29 protein-coding genes and 1 pseudogene are annotated in these 24,902 nt (G+C 44.7%); 5 read left to right on the forward strand and 25 right to left on the reverse strand.

Translation table 11 applies throughout. The features are described from left to right. Positions 1–4: 4 nt before the first annotated feature. The 12 genes from dacF to ansA form a co-directional block, all read right to left on the reverse strand. Entirely contained in the window at positions 5–1,174 is a 1,170-nt protein-coding gene (gene dacF, locus M1D98_RS11300; protein ID WP_010328184.1) for a D-alanyl-D-alanine carboxypeptidase DacF, read from the reverse strand. 151 nt (positions 1,175–1,325) lie between these two features. After that, positions 1,326–2,141, reverse strand: coding sequence for a purine nucleoside phosphorylase I, inosine and guanosine-specific (locus M1D98_RS11305; RefSeq protein ID WP_039074366.1), 816 nt, complete (start codon positions 2,139–2,141; stop codon positions 1,326–1,328). A gap of 12 nt (positions 2,142–2,153) precedes the next feature. Then, positions 2,154–3,338 (reverse strand): phosphopentomutase, encoded by a 1,185-nt coding sequence (gene deoB / locus M1D98_RS11310; RefSeq protein ID WP_010328186.1) that lies wholly within the window; start codon positions 3,336–3,338, stop codon positions 2,154–2,156. 160 nt (positions 3,339–3,498) lie between these two features. Then, the gene (xerD, locus tag M1D98_RS11315) at positions 3,499–4,389 is read right to left on the reverse strand and encodes a site-specific tyrosine recombinase XerD (RefSeq protein ID WP_435576562.1); all 891 of its coding nucleotides are present in this window, start codon (positions 4,387–4,389) and stop codon (positions 3,499–3,501) included. A gap of 7 nt (positions 4,390–4,396) precedes the next feature. After that, on the reverse strand, positions 4,397–4,624 hold the full coding sequence (locus M1D98_RS11320) for a YqzK family protein (RefSeq protein WP_003223970.1): 228 nt from the start codon (positions 4,622–4,624) through the stop codon (positions 4,397–4,399). Between the two features lie 123 nt (positions 4,625–4,747). Continuing rightward, positions 4,748–5,197, reverse strand: a complete 450-nt coding sequence (fur, locus tag M1D98_RS11325) for a ferric iron uptake transcriptional regulator (protein ID WP_010328189.1) — start codon at positions 5,195–5,197, stop codon at positions 4,748–4,750. Positions 5,198–5,309: 112 nt separating this feature from the next. Continuing rightward, complete coding sequence (gene spoIIM / locus M1D98_RS11330; protein WP_010328190.1) at positions 5,310–5,954, reverse strand: stage II sporulation protein M; 645 nt, start codon at positions 5,952–5,954, stop codon at positions 5,310–5,312. A gap of 101 nt (positions 5,955–6,055) precedes the next feature. Continuing rightward, a complete protein-coding gene (locus tag M1D98_RS11335) occupies positions 6,056–6,268 on the reverse strand; it encodes a hypothetical protein (RefSeq protein ID WP_010328191.1) in 213 nt (70 codons plus the stop codon). Positions 6,269–6,361: 93 nt separating this feature from the next. Further along, positions 6,362–7,690 (reverse strand): NAD-dependent malic enzyme, encoded by a 1,329-nt coding sequence (locus M1D98_RS11340; RefSeq protein WP_435576561.1) that lies wholly within the window; start codon positions 7,688–7,690, stop codon positions 6,362–6,364. 17 nt (positions 7,691–7,707) lie between these two features. Continuing rightward, entirely contained in the window at positions 7,708–9,114 is a 1,407-nt protein-coding gene (mleN, locus tag M1D98_RS11345; protein WP_121642829.1) for a malate-H+/Na+-lactate antiporter MleN, read from the reverse strand. Positions 9,115–9,257: 143 nt separating this feature from the next. Then, positions 9,258–10,685, reverse strand: a complete 1,428-nt coding sequence (gene aspA, locus M1D98_RS11350) for an aspartate ammonia-lyase (RefSeq protein ID WP_121642830.1) — start codon at positions 10,683–10,685, stop codon at positions 9,258–9,260. A 44-nt stretch (positions 10,686–10,729) separates the two neighbouring features. Then, positions 10,730–11,719: an asparaginase gene (gene ansA / locus M1D98_RS11355; protein ID WP_121642831.1), complete on the reverse strand. Its 990-nt coding sequence runs from the start codon at positions 11,717–11,719 to the stop codon at positions 10,730–10,732. Between the two features lie 181 nt (positions 11,720–11,900). On the opposite strand from ansA, the gene ansR reads away from it, so the two are divergent. Beyond that, a complete protein-coding gene (gene ansR, locus M1D98_RS11360) occupies positions 11,901–12,251 on the forward strand; it encodes an HTH-type transcriptional regulator AnsR (RefSeq protein WP_010328196.1) in 351 nt (116 codons plus the stop codon). Positions 12,252–12,259: 8 nt separating this feature from the next. Here the strand turns inward: ansR and M1D98_RS11365 are convergent, their stop codons facing one another. Both M1D98_RS11365 and nudF read right to left on the reverse strand, forming a co-directional pair. Further along, a complete protein-coding gene (locus M1D98_RS11365; RefSeq protein ID WP_435576560.1) occupies positions 12,260–13,423 on the reverse strand; it encodes a TIGR00375 family protein in 1,164 nt (387 codons plus the stop codon). Further along, on the reverse strand, positions 13,420–13,977 hold the full coding sequence (nudF, locus tag M1D98_RS11370; protein WP_121642833.1) for an ADP-ribose pyrophosphatase: 558 nt from the start codon (positions 13,975–13,977) through the stop codon (positions 13,420–13,422). Before nudF ends, M1D98_RS11365 begins: the two co-directional genes overlap by 4 nt. Positions 13,978–14,050: 73 nt before the next feature. Between nudF and mciZ the strand changes: the two genes are divergently transcribed. Further along, positions 14,051–14,173, forward strand: a complete 123-nt coding sequence (gene mciZ, locus M1D98_RS11375; RefSeq protein ID WP_039074376.1) for a Z-ring formation inhibitor MciZ — start codon at positions 14,051–14,053, stop codon at positions 14,171–14,173. A gap of 62 nt (positions 14,174–14,235) precedes the next feature. Beyond that, positions 14,236–15,153, forward strand: coding sequence for an aldo/keto reductase (locus M1D98_RS11380; protein WP_268537660.1), 918 nt, complete (start codon positions 14,236–14,238; stop codon positions 15,151–15,153). A gap of 35 nt (positions 15,154–15,188) precedes the next feature. Here the strand turns inward: M1D98_RS11380 and M1D98_RS11385 are convergent, their stop codons facing one another. Then, positions 15,189–15,410, reverse strand: a complete 222-nt coding sequence (locus tag M1D98_RS11385) for a YqkE family protein (RefSeq protein ID WP_435576559.1) — start codon at positions 15,408–15,410, stop codon at positions 15,189–15,191. A gap of 164 nt (positions 15,411–15,574) precedes the next feature. Here M1D98_RS11385 and M1D98_RS11390 point away from each other — a divergent pair, with 164 nt between their 5' ends. After that, positions 15,575–16,492 (forward strand): alpha/beta hydrolase, encoded by a 918-nt coding sequence (locus tag M1D98_RS11390; protein ID WP_010328202.1) that lies wholly within the window; start codon positions 15,575–15,577, stop codon positions 16,490–16,492. Between the two features lie 36 nt (positions 16,493–16,528). On the opposite strand, the gene ftsW is transcribed toward M1D98_RS11390, so the two are convergent. The 10 genes and pseudogenes from ftsW to M1D98_RS11440 all read right to left on the reverse strand — a co-directional run bounded on the left by ftsW (position 16,529) and on the right by M1D98_RS11440 (position 24,079). Further along, positions 16,529–17,665, reverse strand: a complete 1,137-nt coding sequence (gene ftsW, locus M1D98_RS11395) for a putative lipid II flippase FtsW (protein ID WP_010328203.1) — start codon at positions 17,663–17,665, stop codon at positions 16,529–16,531. Between the two features lie 2 nt (positions 17,666–17,667). Beyond that, positions 17,668–18,825 carry a rod shape-determining protein RodA gene (gene rodA / locus M1D98_RS11400; RefSeq protein WP_268537663.1) on the reverse strand — a complete coding sequence of 386 codons (1,158 nt, stop codon included), beginning with the start codon at positions 18,823–18,825 and terminating at the stop codon, positions 17,668–17,670. A gap of 15 nt (positions 18,826–18,840) precedes the next feature. Beyond that, positions 18,841–19,485 (reverse strand): helix-turn-helix domain-containing protein, encoded by a 645-nt coding sequence (locus M1D98_RS11405; protein WP_010328205.1) that lies wholly within the window; start codon positions 19,483–19,485, stop codon positions 18,841–18,843. Positions 19,486–19,938: 453 nt separating this feature from the next. Further along, positions 19,939–20,178: a YqkC family protein gene (locus tag M1D98_RS11410; RefSeq protein ID WP_003236767.1), complete on the reverse strand. Its 240-nt coding sequence runs from the start codon at positions 20,176–20,178 to the stop codon at positions 19,939–19,941. A 13-nt stretch (positions 20,179–20,191) separates the two neighbouring features. Continuing rightward, complete coding sequence (locus M1D98_RS11415; protein ID WP_121642838.1) at positions 20,192–20,515, reverse strand: iron-sulfur cluster biosynthesis family protein; 324 nt, start codon at positions 20,513–20,515, stop codon at positions 20,192–20,194. Then, positions 20,512–21,543, reverse strand: coding sequence for a bifunctional GNAT family N-acetyltransferase/GrpB family protein (locus M1D98_RS11420; protein WP_010328206.1), 1,032 nt, complete (start codon positions 21,541–21,543; stop codon positions 20,512–20,514). The genes M1D98_RS11415 and M1D98_RS11420 overlap by 4 nt, the downstream gene beginning before the upstream one ends. Continuing rightward, positions 21,536–21,878: pseudogene (locus tag M1D98_RS11425) on the reverse strand (antibiotic biosynthesis monooxygenase family protein). The gene M1D98_RS11420 and the pseudogene M1D98_RS11425 overlap by 8 nt, the downstream one beginning before the upstream one ends. Before the next feature lie 12 nt (positions 21,879–21,890). After that, positions 21,891–22,361 (reverse strand): GNAT family N-acetyltransferase, encoded by a 471-nt coding sequence (locus M1D98_RS11430; protein WP_456279601.1) that lies wholly within the window; start codon positions 22,359–22,361, stop codon positions 21,891–21,893. Between the two features lie 144 nt (positions 22,362–22,505). Further along, entirely contained in the window at positions 22,506–22,844 is a 339-nt protein-coding gene (locus tag M1D98_RS11435) for a YolD-like family protein (protein WP_010328591.1), read from the reverse strand. Then, a complete protein-coding gene (locus M1D98_RS11440; RefSeq protein ID WP_082246300.1) occupies positions 22,841–24,079 on the reverse strand; it encodes a DNA polymerase IV in 1,239 nt (412 codons plus the stop codon). Before M1D98_RS11440 ends, M1D98_RS11435 begins: the two co-directional genes overlap by 4 nt. 167 nt (positions 24,080–24,246) lie before the next feature. Here M1D98_RS11440 and M1D98_RS11445 point away from each other — a divergent pair, with 167 nt between their 5' ends. Then, the gene (locus M1D98_RS11445) at positions 24,247–24,453 is read left to right on the forward strand and encodes a YqzH family protein (RefSeq protein ID WP_003226541.1); all 207 of its coding nucleotides are present in this window, start codon (positions 24,247–24,249) and stop codon (positions 24,451–24,453) included. The last annotated feature ends 449 nt before the right edge of the window (positions 24,454–24,902 follow it).

A 24,902-nucleotide genomic window follows, 5' to 3' on the forward strand; every position in this document is an offset into this window, starting at 1 on the left:
ATAATTACTTAAATTTTGTCCAGTCTCCCATTGTCCGCTTTAAGAACGTTAAGAACCCGGCTTTCTTCATATCTTCTTTTGCAGCAACGGGACTTTCAGCGAGCACTTCTCCATCCTTTTTCAGAACGAGTGTGCCAAGCTCTTGGCCTTTTTGAATAGGAGCGCTTACATTGTCATTCAATTTAATTTCTTTTTTTACATGTTTCATATCCTCGCCTTTTTTCGTCAATATTGAAATCGGCTCAGAAGTCGTGAGTTCGATAAAAGTTTGTTTTCCTTTTTTGACCTTCACTTTTGCTACTGTTTCATTCCGTTTATATAAAGGATGCGTTTCATATTGACTAAAAGCGAAATCAAGCATCTTTGTCACTTGAGCGTTTCTATCTTTAGGTGTGCTCGCCCCGAACACAACCGCAATGGCCCGCATGTTTCCTTTTTTAGCCGAAGCTGTCAGACAATATTTCGCTTCACCTGTATAGCCTGTTTTTACACCGTCTACGCCGGGATAAAACTTAATCAGCCGATTCGTATTCACAAGCCAAAACTTTTTATCTGTATTTTCGCGCAGGTAATCCTCATACGTGCCGGTGAATTTCGTGATTGATTCATATTTCAATAATTCCTTAGCCATGATTGCCATGTCATAAGCAGAACTATAATGGCCCTCTTCGGTCAGTCCGGTCGGATTTTTAAAGGTTGTGTTTTTCAAACCCAGCTCTTTTGCCTTTTTGTTCATTTTCTTCACAAATTCTTCTTCTGAGCCGGAAATGAATTCTGCCATCGCTACAGAAGCGTCATTTCCCGATGCGATTGCGATGCCTTTCAGCATTTCTTTGACCGTCATTTCCTCACCCGGCTCAAGGAAAATCTGTGAGCCGCCCATTGAAGCGGCATGCTCGCTCGTACGGACCTTATCACTCATTTTGATTTTGCCTTCATCTAAAGCTTCCATAATTAAAAGCATCGTCATAATTTTCGTCATGCTTGCAGGCGCCAGTCTCTCATTGCTGTTCTTGTTGTAAAGCACTTTTCCCGTGTCACGTTCTATCAGCACCGCAGACTTCGCTTCATGAGCAAGCTCTGAAGTGCCTTTTCCGTCTTGTTTTGCAAATGCAGACGGTGCAAATGTAAGCAGCATGATACCAATCAACAAAGTGGATAAAAGACGTTTCATCTCAAAAGCCCTCCATTTCATAATCCTTTTTATTTTTTCCAAGCGGGATGGATTTATACGCCACTGATGGAAAATGTTTCGTATTTTTTGGGCATAGAAAAAGACAGCTGCGTATATTAAACACAGCTGTCTTTTGATCTTTGTATCCTTTTTATTCGTACTTCGAGACTACCGCTTTCACAAGCTGTAAAAATCCTGCTTTTACTTTTTCAGTCTCTTCCATTACTTCATCATGGCTTAAAGGCTGATCCAGAATTCCGGCTGCCGCGTTAGAGATGCAGGAAATGCCAAGGACACGCATTCCGGCGTGGTTTGCCACAATCACTTCCGGAACAGTAGACATGCCGACTGCGTCAGAGCCCATTGTTCTTAAAAAACGGACTTCTGCCGGTGTTTCGTAAGAAGGTCCTGTCACAGCGGTATACACGCCTTTTTGGATCGGAATGTTAAGGTCTTTCGCAATCTTTTCAGCCAGGCCTGATAGATCTTTGTCATAGGCTGAAGACATATCTGGAAATCTCACGCCGAAATCGGCTTCGTTTGGACCGATTAACGGATTTGTTCCCATAAAGTTGATATGATCGGTAATGATCATTAAGTCTCCCGCTCGGAATTCAGTGTTGACGCCGCCAGCGGCGTTTGTCACGATCAACGCTTCCACGCCGAGCGCTTTCATCACACGTACAGGGAAAGTGACTTTCTCCATTGAATAGCCTTCATAAAAATGAAAACGGCCCTGCATCGCAATGACGGAAACTCCTTCAAGGGTGCCAAGCACAAGCTGTCCGGCATGTCCTTCAACAGTAGATACCGGGAATTCAGGTATGTCTTCATATTTCAGCTTGATTGGATTTTCGATTTCATCCGCCAAAATGCCAAGACCAGATCCTAAAATAAGGCCGATCTTCGGAGATTCCGGCAGGTTTTGTTTAATAAAAGCGGCTGCGCGTTCGATTCTATTTTTCAAGAAACAGTCCCCCTATTGTAATAAAGATAAAAAGCTTTTCCCGTATTTCGGTTGATTCGTTTGAAAGTTATCAGCGATCGTAGCGCCGATATCAGCAAATGTGTCTGCAAGCGGCAGCATTTGCGCGTTCTCATGTTTTTTGCTGTAAGCGAGAATCGGCACAAACTCGCGTGTATGGTCGGTTCCGTGATGAATCGGATCATTGCCGTGGTCGGCTGTGATGATTAGCAAATCATCTTCTTTCATTTTCTCAAACACTTCCGGAAGCCGCGCATCAAATTCTTCAAGCGCGCGTCCGTAGCCTTCCGGGTCGCGGCGGTGTCCGAATAAGGCGTCGAAATCAACAAGATTCGCAAAGCTCAGACCAGTAAAGTCCTCTCCCAGCGTATCAATCACCTTGTCCATTCCGTCCATATTGGAAACCGTTCTCCGGGAAGAAGTAATGCCTTCTCCGTCATAAATATCAGAGATTTTTCCGATTGAGATGACATCTAAGCCGCTGTCTTTCAATTCATTCATGACAGTGCGGTCAAACGGCTTAAGTGCATAGTCATGGCGGTTTGGCGTCCGTTTGAATTGTCCAGGCTCTCCGACGAACGGCCGTGCGATAATGCGGCCTACCATATACTTCGGATCAAGCGTAAGCTCTCTTGCCGTTTCACAAATGCGGTACAGCTCTTCAAGCGGCACAACCTCTTCGTGAGCGGCAATCTGCAAAACAGAGTCAGCAGATGTGTAAACAATTAAAGCGCCTGTTTCCATGTGCTCTTGGCCAAGTTCATCCAAAATTGCTGTGCCGGAAGCCGGCTTGTTCCCGATAATTTTGCGTCCAGATCTCTTTTCCAGCTCCTGAAGCAGTTCATCAGGAAACCCTTCCGGAAACACTTTAAACGGTTTATCAATGTATAGTCCCATGATCTCCCAATGGCCTGTCATAGTATCTTTGCCGTTGGACGCTTCTTGCATTTTTCCATAATACGCAAGCGGATGTTCTGTTTTTTCAACACCTTTGATATCTCCGATGAGACCAAGGCCGAGTTTTGCCATATTCGGCATATGTAATCCATTCATATGCTCGGCTATATGCCCGAGCGTATTGGCGCCTTCGTCATTAAAGTCTGCGGCATCCGGCGCTTCGCCGATTCCGACTGAGTCCATTACAATTAAAAACACACGATTATATTTGTATGCAGGCATCTTGAAAGCCTCCTTTTTTTCTATACGTCTATTGTATCGCCAAGAGGTCTGACAACTCAAGTATAAACCGTTTTCATTCCCATTGACAATGCATTTGGAAATAATGAGAAACTTCAATATTTTCTGTCCCGTTAAACAAAAAAGCCGCAGCCACCTGCGGCTAGGCGCGCGGATGAAACTGCTTGTACACATCCTTCAGCCTTGTTTTCGTCACATGCGTATAAATTTGCGTCGTGGATATATCCGCATGGCCGAGCATTTCCTGCACCGCTCTTAAATCAGCTCCATTCTCAAGCAGATGGGTCGCAAAGGAATGCCTGAGAGTATGCGGGGTCAGCTCTTTTTTGATTCCGGCTTCAAGCGCGATTTTCTTTAGGTTTTTCCAAAATCCTTGACGGCTGATTTGCTTGCCGTGATGATTTAAAAAGAGAGCGTCAGACACTTTGTTCTTTAGTAGTTTCCCCCTGGCTTTCGTCATATATTCCTCAATCGCGGAAGCGGCGGCTTCACCAATTGGCACAATCCGTTCTTTTCTTCCTTTCCCGAAGCAGCGGACAAAACCCATGGATAAATGAACATCTGCCGTTTTCAATTCTATCATTTCACTGACTCGTATGCCTGTCGCATAAAGCAGCTCCAGCATCGCTTTATCCCGATAGCCAAAAGGGCTCGTCAGCTTAGGCGTGTCCAATAATCGCTCGACTTCATTGAGCGCGAGCACCTTCGGAAGCGCCCGTTCGGTCTTTTGTGTCTCGATATGAACGGAAGGATCCTTGTCCGTCACCTTTTCCCTGAGCAGAAATTGGTGAAAAGAGCGAATGGATGCCAAATGCCTCGCTGATGTCTTGCCGGATTTCCCCGCTTCCTTCAAATGCTTTAAATATTGGATAATATGTATGCGGGTTACGTGATCCCAATCAGTAAGATGAAGGGTTTCTGTTAAATAGAGAGAATAGCTTTTCAGGTCGCGTTCATAGGATACCACCGTGTTGTGAGAAAGCCCTCTCTCTACCATGACGTAGTGGATGAAATCCTTGATTTGATCTTTCACTCTTGATCTACTCCCCGTTTTGGTAAAAAAAGATCAACCGGTCGAACCATCCGCCTTTTTCATCCTGATCCATTTCAACAACTTTTACAGCGGAGCCTTCCGGTTTATCGTACCGATGATAGTTTTCATACTCTTGATTCACCCATATCATAGCATAATAGAACAGAGCGGTAAAACCGGTAAACAGGATGAAAACTTTTAATGCATCGAGGGCTGTTTTTAGGAATCTTCCCATGTCCTAATCGATCCTTTCCTATGGTTCCAGTTATTTAAACCATATGCCAAATCAGAAAGGTTTTATACATAGAAACAGCAAAAAACCCTTTCCCCATGAGAAAAGGTTCGCGCTCGGCACCGTCTATTCAGTTTCCGTTCCGTTACAGCGGTGGCAAATGCCGTGAAACGTCAATCTATGATCTTTAATCTTAAATTTCCAATCACGTTCAATGATTTCTTCCACGTCTTCAAGCAGATCTTCTTCAATTTCATCAACGGCTCCGCACTCCATGCACACTAAGTGATGATGAAAGTGAGCTGCGCCCTCTTTCCGAAGGTCGTAACGGGACACGCCGTCACCAAAGTTAATTTTATCAACGACTTTTAATTCAGTTAATAATTCAAGCGTACGGTATACTGTTGCGAGACCGATCTCAGGAGATTTCTCTTTTACGAGGAGGTATACATCTTCTGCGCTTAAATGGTCTTCTTCGTTTTCAAGCAGCACTCTTACTGTCGCTTCACGCTGAGGCGTAAGTTTGTAGCTGGATGAGTGCAGCTGTTTCTTAATTCGATCAATACGGTTTTCCATGTCTTTCCCTCCTACGCCGCATTCCATGACTCATTATAACAAAATACGCGCAGAGTTCCAACTATAATTATTATAAACTGATAAATAAAATGTTTTTCTTTTAATAATCATTTTAAAAAAGTCTCGATGTGAGCTTTTCCATTAAAACAGGTGATAAATAGGCTTCAAAAAGTGATGAGATCAGCGCTAAAAACAAAATGACCAGAAGCACGAAAGCATACCGGCCGAACCACTGAATCGGCGCATCATGCAGACTCCGTTTAACAAACAGCTGCCTGATTAACTTTAGAGAAAACGCAATCGCACACGTGCCCATAATGAGATAAGCAGGAATCAGCAGCACATTTTGCGGTAAAACGGAAACAAAGGATAAGAAAAAACCGCTGATTCCCATTTGATTGACGAGGAATCCGACAGTAAAGCCGACGACGATTCCTTTCAGAAAGATCATGATGAATATAATCGGCATCCCAATGACGGAAATTCCTAATATCCACATGAGTCCTAAATATTTTACATTATGAAAGATACTTTGCCAAAACATATCAGATGACCTTGCCTGTTTATCCTCTGAAAGCTGGCCGAAAAATTGGCTTAAATAGTAATATAAATCTTCTTTCTGGCTGATGGTCATGCTGTTGACAATAATCGCGCCAAATATGACACCCATGAAAAATAGGACTGAGACAAATATATAAAGAGAGAGATGATCTTTGACATGTCTGAGAAACATATCCTTATAAGAGATTTTTCGCATTCCGTTTCCTCCCGCCCGTTCTAGTGATTTGATTTAATAGATTGTATGAAAGAAACGGAAAAACATGCCCTTTTTCAAAAAAGAAACGATAGAGACGAATGCTAGGCGGCTTTTTCGGGCACAAAAAAATCCTTATCATCAACCGCTGTATGATCATAAGGATTCTTATTTTGTTTATTCAACATGTCTTTTTTGCTTTTTGTCTTTCTTTCATGTGTGCTGAACGATGGTGTGCTGCCTCTTGATAATAAGACGTTACGTCCGCCGTTTCTCAGCAGATGCTCCCGCTTCTTTTTCGCTCGGCTTTTTGCCATAATGATCACTCCCTTATTTGTTTCCACACATATTATAGCAAAATGAACTCAAAATGAGAAAAAACAGCACCTGGCGTAACAGGTGCTGCTGTTTTACTTTATTGATTTCACTGCTGTAAGGGCCGCGCGCTCGACTGCGGCTGCTACCTCATGATGGACTTTTGAATCAAGCGGCTGCGGGACCACATCGCCTTGCTTCGTGCAGGCTGCGATGGCCTCTGCTGCTGCGACAAGCATATCATGATTGATCTCCTTGCTTTTTGCGTTGAGCGCTCCTCTGAAAATACCCGGGAAGCCAAGCACATTATTAACAGAACGGCCATCAGCTGCATATGCGGCGCCGGCCTGCTGCGCGGCCTCCGGCTCAATTTCCGGCTTCGGATTCGATAACGCCAAAATCACCTGGCCAGACCGTACAAATGCTGGTTTAATTAACCCGGGAACTCCCGTTGTGGCAATGATAATGTCACATGTTTCCATGAGCTCCTCGATGCCGGCAACTGCCTGTCCGCCATACTGTTCTAGACGGTTCATCGCTTCCTCTGATTTGTCTGTTCCGTACACAGCTTTTACGCCATAGGCCATAAACATCCGGCAGATAGCGACGCCTGCTGCGCCCAGTCCGATTTGCCCAACCTTCGCTTCTTTCAGGTCAACACCTGCACTCCTGCATGCCGAGATGGCAGCTGCCAGCGTTACAACAGCTGTACCGTGCTGATCATCGTGCATAACAGGGATGTTCAGCTCCTCTTTTAGGCGGTCCTCGATTTCGAAGCAATGCGGCGAGCCGATATCCTCAAGCAAGATGCCGTTAAAGCCCGGAGAAATATGCTTTACCGTTTTGATGATTTCTTCAGGATCACTCGTATCAAGCAAAATCGGAATGCCACTGATACCCGCCAGCTGATCAAACAGAGCAGCCTTTCCTTCCATGACAGGCATGCCTGCCACAGAGCCGATATTGCCAAGGCCCAGAATTGCCGTTCCATCCGTTACAATTGCGACAGAATTGCTGATCGTAGTATAAATAGAGGCTTTTTCAGGTTCTTTTTCAATCAGTCTGCACACGTCTGCAACACCTGGTGTATAGACACGCCCAAGCTCTGCCAGTGAGCGGATTGGCATTTTGCTTTTCATTTGGATTTTTCCGCCTTCATGTGCGGACAGAACTTCATCAGATACGGTGTGAAGCCTGATCCCTTCTCCCAAGCCCTGTACAGCCGCGATCACTTCCTGAAGCTGTTCTTCATTCTCCACTTGAACGGTAATATTCCGCATTGTGTAATTGGGACCGACTTTCACTGTCTCCACTTCACCAATATCCCCGCCCAGAAGGCCGATTGCCGAAGCCACCCTTCCAAGGTTTCCGGGAACCGAAGGCGTTTCGATCATCAGTGTTCGAATCATGTGTTTCGCTATCATTCAGTGATCCTCCCCTATTAGCCTAGTTTTTCGGCTTTAGCTGTATTGTTTTTCGTATACCATATAAATTTTCCTGTATAACCATAGATAATAGCAAGACCTATTGCAACAAAACTGAGCCACATAAACGGCAGATAGGCGAAGGTTGAAACTCCTAAAATACCAGCCATGTAAATACCGTTATCAGACCAAGGAACCATACCTGAAGTTAAGGTTCCCCCCACCTCCGAGTTACGAGACAGCACCCTTCTGTCGAGATTCAACCGATCGTAGCTGTTTTCCATAATCTTCGGTGTCAAAATAAGAGATACATACATCGCACAGCCGAAGATGTTTGCTAAAAACGCTACAATCAGCGTAGAAACAGTGACGTTGCCCGGTGATGTTAATTTCTTTTCAAACATAGAGACGATCACTTTTAAGACGCCAAGCTTTTCAAGCAGCCCGCCGAATCCGAGACCAAAGATAATGACGACAAGCGAACCGAGCATTCCGACAATGCCTCCGCGATTTAACAGGCCGTTCAAGAATTCAACATCTGTTTTAATAGAGAATCCGTTGTAGGCAGTTGCAACCGCATCCGCTGGATTCATGCCTTGGAAAACAACCGCCCAAATAGCGCCTAGCAAAGCGCCGATTACGATGACCGGCATTGATGGCTTTTTCATCGCCAGTAAGACAATAACGACAATAGCCGGGATCAGCATCCAAATATGAATGTCAAACGTATTTTGCAAAGATGATTTCAAGAATTCAACTTTATCAAGATCAATATTTTTCCCGCCGTACATAAAGCCCGTAATGGTAAATAAAATTGCTGTAATGACATACGCTGGGACGGATAAAAAGAGCATAGCCCTGACGTGGTCTAAGACATCCACTTTCGATAGTGAGGATGCAAGAACTGTGCTGTCTGAAAGAGGAGACAGCTTGTCTCCGAAATAAGCGCCTGAAAGAATAGCGCCCGCTACAAGAGGAAGCGGAAGGCCTAAACCTTCTCCAATAGCGATCATGGCAATGCCGGCAGTTCCGACTGTTCCCCATGATGTTCCTGTTGCTACAGACATAATGGAACAAATAATTAACGTTGCAAGCAAAAAGATACTAGGGTGAATAAATTCTAAACCATAGTAAATCAGAGTCGGTACAATCCCACCGGCGATCCATGTTCCAATAAGCGCTCCTACTGAAACAAGAATCAGAACGGCTTCAAGACCGTTTGATATACCATATAGAATGGCATTTTGCATATCTTTATAAGAATAACCAAGTCTGATTCCGAGAATCATTGCGATAAACCAGGAAATGAAAAGCGCGAGCTGTATCGGCAAGTCTAAAAAAACTGTAAACGACATGACAAGTGCTAAAAATGATCCTAGTACAATAATAATTTCGAATAATGTTGGCAGTCTTACATCCTTCAAAAGAAGTCCCCCTTCATGTAAAAAGCTAAAACGCTTTCAATAAATAGTACAGCACACGTATACTATACTTCCTCATCCCTATGTTGTAAACAGCTTATTCACCAGCCGATCCGCCGATGAATAAGCTGTATATTGTTTAAATTTTATTTTTCTAATAGTTCTTTCCCTGCGATCCCTGGTTTTGTCATCTCGTATGGATTTAAAATGATATCCAATTCTTCTTCTGTCAGCACATCATGCTGCAGGCAAAGGTCACGGACCGATTGGCCTGTCATAATGGCTTCCCGGGCAATTCGGGCTGCCGCTTCATAACCAAGATGCGGATTGACTGCAGTGATGACGCCTGCGCTTTTTTCCACGTATTGTTTCAAGCGTTTTTCGTTGGCCTCGATGCCTTTTAAGCAATTGTCAGTGAACGAGCGGAACCCGTTGTTCATGATGCTGATGGATTGAAGCAAATTAAAGACAAGCACGGGCTCCATCACGTTCAATTCAAGCTGGCCGGCTTCTGATGCAAGGCAGATTGTATTGTCGTTTCCAATAACTTGGAACGCAATTTGGTTGATCAGCTCGGCCATAACCGGATTGACTTTTCCCGGCATAATGGAAGACCCCGGCTGACGTGCAGGCAGAGAAATTTCCGCAAGTCCGGCGCGCGGGCCTGATGCCATTAAGCGAAGGTCGTTTGCGATCTTTGACATGTTCATCATGCAGACCTTTAATGCTGCCGACACCTCTGTATAGGCATCCGTATTTTGTGTCGCATCAACAAGATGATCAGCGCCGACAAGAGGAAGCCCGCTGATATCAGCAAGGTGTTTCACAACCTGCTTGATATATTCAGGATCTGCGTTCAGGCCGGTACCGACAGCCGTCGCGCCCATGTTGACCTCATACAGGTGCTGGCGTGATTGCTTGATTCGTTTGATATCACGTTCCAGAACACGGCTGTACGCTTCGAATTCCTGGCCAAGACGGATCGGAACAGCATCTTGAAGGTGTGTCCGCCCCATTTTAATAACAGAATCAAATTCCTGTGCTTTTTGTTTAAACACACAATGCATGTCTTCCATCGTTTTCAGCAGTTTTTCTAAAAGCTTCAAAGTGGAAATATGGATAGCCGTCGGGAACACATCGTTCGTTGACTGAGACATATTCACATGTGTGTTTGGGCTTAAATGGATATAATCGCCCTTTTGATGTCCCATGATTTCAAGCGCCCGGTTTCCGATCACCTCATTCGCATTCATATTCATAGAAGTTCCGGCACCGCCCTGAATCGGATCGACGATAAACTGCTCGTGCCATCTGCCTTCCAGAATCTCGTCAGCGGCTTGTACGATAGCTTGGCCAATTCCTTCATACAGCCGTTTCACATCCATGTTGGCAAGAGCCGCGGCTTTTTTGACGATCGCCAGCGCATTAATCATTTCTTCATGGATCTTGTATCCCGTAATCGGAAAGTTTTCAGAAGCACGGAGCGTCTGAATTCCGTAATAAACATCCGCTTTAATTTGTTTTTCCCCAAGGAAGTCTTTTTCCACGCGGTATTCTTTTTGGCCGTTTAACATAATCTTTAACCTACTTTCTCTATGGTGGTTATCGTTTTTGCCATTTAAAGGACAACGTCATCAGCAATCGGCGTTTCCATAATCCTCTTGACGACAGATAGATCCGCAGACTGGCCGAGTGCCCACATTAATTTCGGCACGATTGCTTCTGTGTTCATATTTCTGGATCGGATAATTAAGTCTTGGTTGACTCTGCGGCCGACTTCGTAAATGCTCATGTCTTCTCCTTCTTCCAGACATTGAGTTGTGATCACGACGACGATTCCGCTTTCGATCAGCTCATTCACTTTCGACAAAATATCTCTGCCTTCAAACGGCACGCCTCCGCTGCCATAACTCTCAATGACGATTCCTTTGTAGATGCTTTTTAGGGCATCGAACATTTCAGGCTTTAAGCCCGGATGCAGCTTCAGCAGACATACATCTGTGCATAGTGAAGTATCAACTGAGAAGGTGTCGTTCTCAGGTTCCGTTACTTGTTTGTTGTATTCGATCCCGTCTTCATTGATAAAAGCGATATATGGGTAATTGATGCTTTCAAATGCGTCGTAGCTTTTCGTTCTTAATTTGATCGCACGCGTTCCTTGGATGACTCTGCCGTCAAACACAACATAAACGCCGCCCACACCTTCACAGGCAAAGCGTATGGCGTCTGTGATATTTTTTTTGGCATCCGTTTTTTGGAACGTGATTGGAATTTGCGAGCCAGTGATCACAATCGGTTTATCGGCATGCTGCAGCATATATGATAATGCGGCGGATGTATAGGCCATTGTATCTGTGCCGTGGGTAATAACAAATCCGTCATAGGCATCATAATTTTCCTTCACGGCTTCTGCTATTTCCACCCAGTATTCAGGCTGCATATTAGTGCTGTCTATATTCATAAGCGACTGCGTTTCCATCGTGTAATCGTTGTCAAGTTTTGATACGTAACTTAATAATTCATCAGCCTTGACTCCGGGAGCCAGCCCATTTTCCCCTTCAACTGAAGCAATCGTTCCCCCAGTTGTCAACATCAATAATTTTTTCATACCATGCACCTCTTCACTGTATCTAAAGATGGGTTGCGAGAAGGTATTCGCTTTTCGCATACTTTTAATGCAATTATAGACACGGAAAATAAAATACGCAAGACATTATTATTCAATTCGCGTACACTTCCTAATACCTATATGATATAATCAGCTCAAGGTGAAAAAGGAGCGGAAGTTCATGAATCTAGATCGTTTAACTGAATTGAGAAAAAAGAAAAATTGGTCGCTTCAATATACAGCTGACCTTCTGGGTATCGCAAAAAGCACATATGCCGGCTATGAGTCAGGCTATCGGCGGCCTTCGCTTGAGGCGCTTGCCATGCTGGCTGACCTCTTTGACACAACCTGCGATGAACTTTTGGGCCGCGAGAAACAAAAGCAGACTGCTCCAAAGACCATTGAATTGACCACGTGGAGCAGCCTTGACTTAACGATTTCTGTTGATGGCAAGCCGCTGAGTGAAGACGAAATCATCCAGCTGATCACCTTTATCCGGACGAAGAGAAAAGTACAGGAGGAAATGGGTTAATTCATCACTCACGGTTTAATTTTACCGTAGGTTCCTCCTCCTCCGGCTTTCAACTCCAGCTTACCGGATCTCGCTTTTACAATAAGCGCCGCGGTTTTCTGCGGGACAATGCGAGCCAAATCTTCTTCTGTTGCCTCATGAAGAACAGCCATCTCTGTTCCGAAGGCTTTTTTTAGTTTGCCCAGTGTTTTCGGACCGACACCCGGAACAAATTGCAACGGGATCTGGTGGACATATCGCGGACGCGAGACGCGAACTTCAGTCTGATCACTCAATTCACACAATCTTTCGCTAACCCCTTTGGTAAACTTGGCATTTCCGCAATTTGCGCACACCGTTTCCCCGCTCACAGCAGGTTCTCCGCATGCTTCGCAAGCCGTTTGATAATATTTTCCCAATAGCGGGTCCAAGCCGTAATTCGACGTAATTTTCCTGTCACCTTGTCCCCTTAATGCAAGAGCAAATTCGGTAAAATCAGCTGACTGCACATATAGTTCATTATATTCTCTGCCGATTTTCCCTAACGAATGCGCATCAGAATTTGTTAAAAAAGGATACTGATTTAATTCAGATACGTGTGAAGCCATGTCTGTATCACAGCTTAATCCAAGCTCCACCGCATCTATCATTGAGGGATCAAAAACCTCGGTTAGGCTTGATGCAACCCCTTTACCATATAAGCTTTTATGCGGTGTAAAAATATGGGCAGGAATAAAAAGCCCGCCCATTTCCTTCACTTTTTTTTGCAGATTCAAGCCCGTTTCATAGATCCGCTGTGAGCTTAAATGAATGTTTTTCAGCCGCGCTGACAGCCAATTTGAGAACAGTTTCATATCAGCCAGCGTCGGCATAAACACGAGCACATGGATCGGCCCGCTGCAGGCTTCATCATAAATCTCCAGCTCGCTTCCCAATAAAAGAGTCGTGCTGCGGTAACGAATTCCCCCGCCGGGCAGCTCGCGGTACGTCCCAGATGAAATGCCTTCCTCAAGCTCTAACATGACTTCCGGAGAATGACAGTCGATAATGCCAAGAAGTTCCATCCCTTTATGTTCACTGGCTTCTACCAAAATTCGGTCCAGCGTCAATGTTTTGGCGCCTGTTATTTTGACAGCCCTTCCTGTAAAGGTCCGGCCGATATGAATGTGAAAATCCGCGTAAATCTTTTTCATTTTTTTGCTTGGAGCGCTTCTTTCAGCTGAAGATACTGAATCGCATAGGCTGTTTTTGCATCATATACTTCACGCGATTCAACCAGCTTCAGCGCCTCTTCAAGCGTCACCTCCATCACTTCAACAAACTCGTCCTCATCAAGCTCCCGTTTTTCTTCAAGAATAGAAAGCTCTTCGGCAAGAAACACGTGGACGATTTCATCGGCAAAGCCGGGCGATGTATAAAACGCTGTGATTTTTGTCAGCTTCTTCGCTGTATAACCCGTTTCTTCTTCTAACTCCCGAAGTGCCGTATACTCAGGTTCCTCTCCTTTTTCAAGCTTTCCAGCCGGAATTTCAACGATCGTCCGTTCAAGCGGCTTACGGAACTGTTTGACCAAGATGATTTTCCCTTCATCTGTGACAGCTAATATGGCTACAGCTCCAGGGTGTTTCACAATCTCACGTTTACTCGCTTTGCCGTTTGGCAGCTCGACGTCCTCTACATAAAGATCAATGACTTTGCCTGAAAAGATCTGTTCTTTGGCAATTGTTTTTTCTTCTAATGACTTCATTTCTTCATCTCCCGTTCTGTCTCTATATCATGCCCCATACATTTTATCATACTAGAGAAAAGGGGGCTTCTTCGTGAAAGTCTACCGCATGCCTAAAGGTGTTGTCTTAGTCGGAAAAGCGTGGGAGATTCGGGCGAAGCTAAAGGAGTACGGACGCACATTCCAATACGTGAAAGATTGGGTCTCTAAGCCATAAAAGTTGAAACTTTGGCTCCTTTATATTACGGTCAATACAAAGCCTAAAAAAGGAGTGTGCACATGAGAAAGCGCAAATTAGGTACATCTGATTTAGAAGTTAGCGAAGTCGGACTCGGCTGTATGTCTCTTGGAACCGAAAAAAACAAAGCCCTGTCCATTCTGGATGAAGCGATCGAGCTTGGCATCAACTATTTGGATACAGCGGATTTGTATGACCGCGGACGCAACGAAGAAATCGTCGGTGATGCAATCCAAAACAGACGCCAGGATATTATTTTGGCAACGAAAGCGGGAAACCGCTGGAATGACGAAAGCGAAGGCTGGTATTGGGACCCATCAAAAGCTTACATAAAAGAAGCCGTAAAAAAGAGCCTTTCACGGCTGAAAACTGATTATATTGATCTCTATCAGCTTCATGGCGGCACGATGGAGGACAACATTGATGAAACGATCGAAGCGTTTGAAGAATTAAAGCAAGAAGGTGTCATCCGTTACTATGGCATTTCTTCCATTCGCCCGAATGTGATAAAAGAATATGTTAAAAAATCAAACATCGTCAGCATTATGATGCAGTTCAGCCTGTTTGACAGACGCCCCGAGGAATGGCTTCCGCTTTTAGAGGAACATCAAATCAGCGTAGTCACCAGAGGTCCGGTTGCCAAAGGGCTTTTAACTGAAAAACCGCTTGAACAAGCGGCGGACAGCATCAAACAAAACGGGTATTTGTCCTACTCCTTCGAAGAACTGAAAAATGCACGCAAGGCAATAGAGGATGTTGCTTCTGATCTTACCATGACAGAAAAGTCGCTGCAGTATCTGTTAGCACAGCCGGCTGTCGCATCAGTGATTACAGGCGCCAGTAAGATTGAGCAGTTACGGGAAAACGTTCACGCTGCAAACGCACGGCGTTTAAGCGAAGAGGAAATTAAATCGCTGCAATCTCATACGAAACAAGACGTTTACGAAGCGCACCGCTGATAACAGAAAAACCAGCACCTTGTATGGGTGCTGGTTTATTTATATTGATGCCAATCCATTTGGCTTTCTTCCAGGAGCTCTTCAAAGCTTTTGTTTTTTTCGATCTCTTTTTTCTTTCTGATCTGCTCTGCTTTTTCTCTTTCCTGCCTCTTTTCCTCTTCCTTCAATTGGCTCTTCATCTCCATAAGCTTTGCTTTGATGTCGGATTGAAGGCCATCTTTTAACTGGTGTTTTTCAGCTGACTTTTGTTTTTTCATGTAGGCTTCCCCCATGTTTTATTTTGAAGCCAGTTTATCACGGAGCATATAGTTTGAACAAGCGGACTCTCTTCTGAAAACTCTTTGATCAGCACAGCACTGTTTAGGTATAATGAGTTCAAGTATCAATTTCCTGTATATAGTTGAAAGGTGCTGTGGTTATTTTGAAGAAAATCCTTTTGTCTATTGGCGCTCTCTTCACTGCTGTTATTGCGATTGGGATTGTTTTTTCGAATGTCATTCTGTTTATCAAAAAGAAGACAGATGAAGACATTATCAAAAGAGAGACAGACGATGGACATGATGTGTTTGAATCCTTTGAACAAATGGAGAAAACCTCTTTTGTGATTCCATCCGCTTACGGATATGATATAAAAGGATACCATGTCTCTTTGCATAACACCCCAAATACCATCATTATCTGCCACGGGGTGACGATGAATATGCTGAATTCTCTTAAATATATGCATTTATTTCTCGATCTCGGCTGGAATGTGGTTGTTTATGATCATCGCCGGCACGGACAAAGCGGCGGAAAGACGACTAGCTACGGCTTTTATGAAAAGGATGATCTCAGCGAGGTTGTCAGCTGGGTCAAAAATAAAACAGGCCATCACGGATTGATCGGCGTTCACGGGGAATCAATGGGTGCTGCGACTGCCCTGCTTTACGCTGGTGACCACTGTGAGGATGGCGCTGATTTTTATATTGCCGATTGTCCGTTCGCACGTTTTGATGAACAGCTCGCCTATCGGCTGAAAGTGGAATACAGGCTCCCGTCTTGGCCGCTGCTGTCCATCGCCGACTTCTTTTTGAAGCTGAGAGGCGGCTATCGCGCACGCGAAGTATCTCCGCTTGCTGTCATTGAAAAAATCAAAAAACCGGTCCTCTTTATTCACAGTAAAGATGATGATTATATTCCGGTTTCTTCAACCGAGCGGCTTTATGAAAAGAAACCCGGACCGAAAGCACTGTATATTGCCGATAACGGTGAACATGCCATGTCGTATACCAAAAACAGGGATGCGTACCGAAAAGCGGTACAGGAATTTTTAGAGAAAATAAACATACTGAACCCTTAGACCTGCCCTTGTTTTCCAAACAAACGTGAGGCCTTTCTATAACAGATAGGCCTCACGTTTTTTACGGCGCTTAACATGGGATGAGAGATTGACCAATATCCCGGCTGAAATCAGCATAAATAGTAACGAAGAACCGCCATAGCTGACAAACGGAAGAGGAATTCCGGTAATGGGGAGAAGGCCGAAAACTGCGCCCAGATTAAATAACGCTTGAATCATGATCTGAAAGGTCAGGCCGATTGCCAGCAGTTTTCCAAACGGGTCATTGATTTGAACAGCGATCCGAACGCCTCTGAACATCATTAACAGGTAGGCCCCAATCATCATCAACAGCCCGACAGCACCGAGTTCCTCGATAACAACCGCCATAATAAAGTCCGTATGGGCTTCAGGAAGAAATCCCAGCTTTTGAACACTCTTCCCCAATCCATTTCCCCAAAACCCGCCCGAATCAATGGCAAGGTAGGAATTGATGAGCTGATAGCCATCTCCGTTTTCATCCTGAAAAGGATTGCTGAACGATGTCAGTCTTCTCATCCGGTACGGCGCCGTTATAGCAAAGTATGCAATACCGGTTCCGGCCATTGTCCCGAGAAGCAATAAATGCCGTTTTCTGATGCCGGCGCACAACAAAATAGCTCCGCAGCTTAACAGAATTGAAACGGCGGTGCCCAAGTCCGGCTGTTTTAGAATCAGAAAGAACACAGCCGCCAAAATGAGAAGCGGAGGCATGACGCCCTTTCTGAAATTAGCGATGTACCGCTGCTTTTTTGCATACACGCAGGCAAAATAAATAACCATCACAAGCTTTACGGCTTCAGACGGCTGAATGATGAGCGAACCGACATGAATCCATCTTTGGGAATTGTTTTTCTCCACCCCTATCATCGGCAACAAAACGAGAATCAGCAGCAAAAACGCAAACTTCACTAAAAACCGGATGACTTTGCCGTAGGCTTTGTAAGGGAAAAAGGCGGCAGCGCCAAAAAAGATGAAACCGATGAGCAGCCATTGCAGCTGTTTCATAAAAAAGTAGCTGCCATTGTCATACTTTATATAACCGAGGGGATAGCCGGCGCTGTAAACCATCAGCAAACCAAATGAGGATAAGAACAGAACCGCTGCGATTAACACATAATCAAGCTTCTTTAGATGGGAAAGAATCTTTGCCACTATCAATCCCACCCCCTGCCGAACATATAATGCTTAGATCTGATATTCACACTAAAAACGAGACCTAAAGCAATCATATTGGTCAACAGCGCGCTGCCGCCATAGCTGATAAACGGAAGAGCGAGCCCTGTAACAGGCATTAACCCAATCGTCATTCCGATATTTTGAAATACTTGAAATAGAATTAAACCCGCAACCCCCGCAGATATATAAACACCAAACAGACTGTTGGACCGCATCGCAATCCTGATAATTCTGTAGATCATCAGAAAGTACAGACAGATTACTGTTACGGCACCCATAAAACCGAACTCTTCACCAATGACAGCGAATATAAAATCGGTATGAGCCTCCGGAATTTTCCCTCCTTGAACTTGGACTCCTTGAGTGAAACCGCTCCCGGTCAGCTGACCCGATCCTATTGCCAATAACGACTGTGTCAGCTGGTAGCCATATGTGGACGCATGTTCATGAGGGCTGAGCCAGCCGTATATCCTGTCAAGCTGATGAGGTTTTATGATTTTTGAAAATATGTCAAAATAATAATTATGTAAAAACGTCAACAAGGTGATCAATGCTATAAACCCAAGTGACAGGAACATGATCATTCTGCCCGAAATCCCCGAGACCAGCATTAACGTGAATGCAATCGACAATATCACCAATGCAGAGCCTAAATCAGGCTGAATCAATATGAAGAAAAATGGTATCACTGTGTACACCATGATTTTACCCGTCGGAATGAGGCTCTCTGTGAAGGAGAACCTTTTATGGTGATATTGATTGAGTACCGAAGCCAACAGAAGAATTAAAATAATCTTCATAAATTCTGTGGGCTGGATTTCTAACACCCCGAAGCTGAGCCACCTCTGTGAACCATTTTTATATGTTCCAAAAAAATGAACGAGAGAGAGAAGAAAAACGGTTCCCACAAATAACCGAAGCGCCAATCGGTCAAGCAGCTCGTAATCGATATAGGCTGTTCCCGCCATGATGCCAAACCCGACAAGATACCAAATAACCTGACGCTTGGCAAAATAAAAAGGGTCTTCTGTTTCATACTGCCCCGACCCGCTGTAAACGGCCAGCAAACTGATGAAAAACAGACAAAGTAAAATAAGCAGAAGACTGATGTCAATGTTGGTTTGTTTTCTTTTCATCTTTAACGTGCTCCATTATGATTTAGGTGACAATTGATTGAAGACGAGTTGAATCGCTGCGGCGTCATCGATATATCCGATCGGAAAAATATAATCGGGTATAACATCAACAGGAATAATGAAATACAGCAAAGCACCGCCTATCAGCAGCAATTCACGTGGCGTTCCGCGCCCTGAGGTAAATCTGCAATACATGTCCTGCAAACGGGTCAGGAAAGGGCCAATGCCGCTGACTTTCTCGACTTTATCTTCAAACTCGTCCTGAATCGTACGCTTCCCTTCTTCTGTCTGAGAATATTGCTGGTACTCATTCAGTTTGCTTCTCAGCTCTTCCGCTGTAAAAGACCGCCCATAGACATTTGAGGTTTGCAAAACATCTTCAATTTCATCAATTGATGAGTGAATATCCAGACGGCCGTTCTCCTGCTTCTTCTCCATTTGATAACCCGCCGCTGTCATCAGCTCATCAAAAGAAACGCCAAGACTGTCTGAAAACCTTTGTAAATGGTTTAGGTTTGCTTTTCTTTTGCCATTGATGATTCTCGAAATGGTCGCTTTATCAATTTGTGTGCGTTCGCTCAATTCTCTTAATGATAAAGATCTTTTTCGCAAATGCTCTTTCAGCAGCGCTCCTAACTGATTTTGCTTTTGTTCATCCACCATTCTGTTCTCCTTTCACACTAAAAACGTATCAATCTATCAGCCTAAAGACTAAGACGGTATAATGATATAGATTCGTTGTCAAAATGTCAACGAAGAACCATAGAAGCTTTAAAATTAAGTGTTTTCTATTCTGATCCTGTTGACAGTTAAACAAAAATCGCTTTCTGCCATAACGCAAATCAACCCCTGTTTTTGACGTCAAACCATCTCCGTTTTTTATGGGACTCCCATACTTTGTATTGCGCGTTTATTAACGGAGGACTTTTCACGCTGTTTCTTCGATCATCTCGCATCTCTTTTCCACAACTCTACTCCCAAGTTGCTTGTGCTAAAACGATTGATGTTGGCACCTCAGCGGAATATACCACTTTGGAAGCGTCTTGGAACCTTAGGTTTTTCTTTTCCATAATAAAAAGCGAAAGGCCTCTTCGGCTCTTTCGCTTTTCCATTTCATAAAACGTCGGTAATGCCATCCATATTTTCTCTGATCCATTCAATTGCAAGATCTATTGTTGTAAACTCCTGCGTTTCGAAGGTCATTTCATCCTGCAGCAGCCAAACATCTTTCTTGATTGACTCTGCTCCTCCAATTGACCAGTGGAGCAAGGTATAGGGATGGTTTTGGTTCAGGAAGGATACCCACGTTTTATTCTGTGCTGTGTTCTTCATTGACTTCAGCTTTTGTTCCACGTTTCGTGTCTCCCTACTTTACTAATATGCTCATTCTGGGGCTGAGCATTTCAGCCGGGCTTTTCAGCGCCAGTGTTTTGGCTTTTTCATTGTAATCGATCGTCATTTGATCGTCAAAAAACACTTTTTGCGACGATTGGATATAAAGCGGGATGCCGTTCGTTTCCAGCTGCTCACACTGTCCCGTTAATTCGTTTGCCAGCCAAATTGTCGGTACACCGCTTACCGCGCAGCCGCATCCTTCTGCATCGTAACGAAGCTGGGCTTTTTTCCCTGGGTTGGCGTCAAACGCCTGCTGCAGTGCCTGTTTCGCTGCATCTGTCACATGTATGTTCATAAGGTGAGACCCCCGTTTCCATCATTTTCGCTATTGTAGCATACAACGCTTCCATCCGCATTGTTTCTGCCTTCTTTCCATCGCTTCGCATGTTCTTCTGCAGCCTTCATCCAATCATGTTTCTCTTGTATATACTGATCGATACGATCCGGATAATGGGCCGCCAGTCGTTTTTTGAGAACAGCGTATTCGGCCGCTATTTTTGGATGGGCTCTGAGATAATCTCTGAACAGCATATGCCTTTCAACAGCAGGGTTTCCCTTTTCATATATATGGACGTGGTGGGTGCGTTTATTTCCGCCCTTTTGGAAATAACGCCTGCCAGCTATGCCGTTTTCTCCTTTCGGTGTATAGCCGATAGCCTTCATTTGTGTATCATATTGGCTTACAGCTTCAATACATCTTACTTCAATCAGAATATCAATGATTGGCTTTGCCGCCATGTTCGGGATCGATGTGCTTCCGATATGATGAACACCGATGATCTCAGGTCCGAACACAAGCTTCAGCCGTTCTTTTTCTTCACTGAAAAGTTCCGCCCATTTTTCATTGTAGAGAACCACTTCAACTTTTCTTTTCGGATACAAATGAAAGACCGACAGCACCAGACCCTCCGCTGCTCTCACCGTTTCAATCTTTTGAAACCCTGCCTTTGTGTACAGTGACACGGCCGGTGTATTGTTCTCGGCTGTTGCCACTTCAATCAGCTCAGCGTCTTCGTTTTGCTCGATGACAAATCGCAGAAGTGCTCGTCCAATCCCGTTTCTGAAACTGCCGGGATGCACAACCAGCCTGCAAATGGTGAGATGATGCATGTTTTTCTCATATGAAATGACGCCGATCAGTTTGCTGTCTTTCCGATATCCCGCAAACTGTTCATGAGATGCTTGAATATCCTTGACCTTCTCTTGTAAGGCGGGAATACCGCCAAAACCGATTAGCTCCGCTTCTTTGATGTAGGCGGGCTGCTGTACGGCAATAATCTCACGCGCTGCGCTGTCTTTCTTATGCTGAAGAAATTCAATCATTTCTGTTCTCCTGAAAATAGCCGCTGCCTCTCAACCTTTGCGACGCGGACTGCATACGACGCGTACCAAACGCTCTTTCCTTTTTCTTTTGCCGCTTGATGTTCAGTGTGATGCTTCCAGCGATTTATGGCGTCCATACTGTCCCAATAGGAAACCGTTATGCCCCTTCCATTCGCTTCCCGAACGCTTTCGACGCCTAAAAATCCGGGCTGATCCGCCGCCAGCGATACCATCCGCTCTGCTGTTTCCGCATATTCTGTGTCACTTTCGCTTTTGACAGACGAAAAAACGACAGCATAATAAGGAGGCTCAGGGGTTTTTGATAAAAAATCCATCCTATTTCCCCCTCATATGTTTTTGACAAACAGGACCTTGTCTTGGCCCGGGCCATCGTAGTTTGCAAACACTGAAACGCCATTTACCGTTTTGGTGCCCTTTTCAATGTCAAAGCCCAACTTTGTGTGATACGCGATTGATACCTTATTCACCGGTGAAGTGACGCACTTGATCCGGGTGCAGCCTCTTTGTTTTACCGTTTCAATAAAGACATCATATAATTGTTTCCCTATTTGCATTTTTCTGAAATCAGGGTGCACACCGGAGAAATGGATGTATGCCGTTTCAGGATCCGATTGCGATTGAAACCCGATTAAAAATCCTGTCATACTGTTCTGTTCAGATGTAATAAAGCTTGTGTCCTGAAAATGCTCAAAAAATAGTCTCGGCAATTTTTCTTTCAGCTGCCGGTCGCCCCACCATTCATTCATTACAGACGTTACCATTTCATAATCTGAAGACGTAATTGTTCGAATATCCATTTACGATTTGATCTCCCTCCGTCTGGCAAAACGAATGTCAGCTCTTTTTTTCTGCAATATAAAAATTATATTTTGCCTGACTGGAATTGTAAATGCCTTCTTTTCTGCAACATATTTCTCCCCCCAGTGCAGGGGGGAGAAACTTTACAGCACAATATCAAGCACCTGATCAAGTTTCAGCTTATAAATCTGATCCTCGTCTGCTTTTACCCATACTGTTTTTTCAAACTCTTCATACCGGCAGATTTTCCCGGTGCGGCGGACGATTTCACCGTCCTGGAAGCAGCTGACAGTGACATTCTGAGCAAACTCCATCGCGGCGCAAAGCGTTTGATTCATTTCCTCCAGCTTATCAGAATCAAGAATCGGCTTTTGCAGCTTTTGTTTATGGCGCTTTCTCTCAAGCAGGCTTTGTTTATGTTCCGGCAGAAACATCCTGCTCCCTTCCCACAGCATGTTGCCTCTTTTTAAATGGTCGTTCATTTATAATGCCCTCCTATTTTAGCCGCGCGTTCAAATGCCTGGCCTGCCGCTGTCAGTGACGCCGCCCTGATGATGGCTGTATCGCCGAACCGGCTTTTAATGCCATCCATCACATAGCCAAGGCTCATTTTCTTTGCATCATCCTGAAATAAATTGAGCTGCCATATGTCATCAGAGGAGAGCTGAGACAAATTGACCCCGAGGCGGCGGACAGGCTTCCCGTCCCAAAACGTAAGAAACAGCCGGCATACGGCCTCATATACATCCTGGGTGGAATTAGTCGGCTCCGCCAGCTTCACTTGCCGGTTGAAGCCCGTCGGCCAATCAAAATCAGCACCCCGGCAGCTTACTGACACCGTCTGCCCCATTGCCCCGGCGTTTCGGCTTCGCCTGCACACTTCTTCACTCAGTTCCAGCAGCACGACCTTGATTTCTTTGTCAAAGTGTTCGTAGTCTCTCGGGAGAGTCATTCCATGGCCTATCGCCTTTTGCCCGTCCAGAGATGAAGTTGACACAGGAGAATAGTCGATCCCGTTCGCTGTCATCCACAGCACGTGGCCGTTAATGCCCCATTTCTTTTTTAAAAGTTCGAGCGGAAAAGACGCGAGCCCGCCGATCGTGCTGATGCCCATCCGGTTTAAGTGATGCTTCATTCGGCTCCCAACGCCAAACATGCTGCCCACCGGAAGCGGCCACATGTCGGTTTTCATATTTTCTTTCGTTAAGGTAAAAATACCGTTCTTATTCTTTTTGGCAAAATTGTCGCACGCGATTTTGGCCAGCGCTTTATTAGAGCCGATTCCGACCCGCGCATAAACGCCGATCTCCCGCATGATTCTGCCCTGAATGCTTTTCGCGATCTCCTCCGGCGCCCCAAACAGCTTCTGGCTGCCTGTAATGTCCATGAATTGCTCATCAATGGAATACGGTTCCACAAGGTCTGTATATTCCTCTAGAATCGCCGTAATTTGGAGTGATACATCAATATACCGCTGCATACGGGGCCGGAGCACAATAGCTTCAGGGCACTTTTCCTGCGCCTCCCACAAACGCGATGCATTCGCGACCCCCGTTTGTTTTGCCAGCGGGCAGGCAGCCAATACGACTCCTCCCCTTTTTTCAGGGTCACCCGACACAATGACGGGCCTATTTTTCAAATGTGGATTTTCCGCTTTCTCTACAGATGCATAAAACGATTGCATGTCAACGAGAAAAATCACTTTTTCTTTCATCATACACACCTCTAAAAAAGAACTTATGTTCGTTTTTCTATTATATGCGAAAGTACGTTCGGTTTATACTGGTAAATGATTCTTGTCTGACAGAAAATATGATCCAAGGGTGTGAGAGAAGAAAAACATTTAGTAGAATAAAAGCGAAGCATAAAGATAGGAGAGTCATAATGGAGAAATTTGTCGAGAAAATGATGGGACAGGCACTGCGCCAATACGGCCGAAATGTTGCCATAGATCCATTAAGCCCGTATGAAAAACAAAGCCTGAAAGCAGCCTTGGAAGAGAGACGGAATGAAGAGCCCGATGAGGATCTGCATGCGCATATAGAAGATATCATTTATGACTATGTCACAAACCAAGGGCTGTTCTCTTAACCATGGGCGAAAAGAAACAGAGGTGCACAGCGCCCCGAATCGGACTATCCGCTCTTTCAGCCGCTATGCGGCTTTTCTTTGAAAACACCGCCGTGATAACAAACAATCGTTTTGCCATCATGCAGAAAGAGTCTATCCAGTGTCACCTGAATCAATGCCATCGCCTCTCCTATTCAACCAGACACCCGTTTAGTTCCACGGCCTGCCGAAGCTTTGAAATGCCCCCGTATTCCAGCATCAATTACATTACATAATGTGCTTTCACTACCATAACTAAGCATCGGATATATTGGCATGTTCCTTCTCAACGCTTCAGCCGCCATTTCAACGATGTACACTCCGACAGCGATAAGATATGTTTTCATATGAAAAAGAAAATATTTTGAATGTTCCATTGGATAAGGAAATTTTTTCATATATGATAGAAAATGATCTTACATACAGGAGAG

The organism is Bacillus sp. K7, from assembly GCF_053903245.1.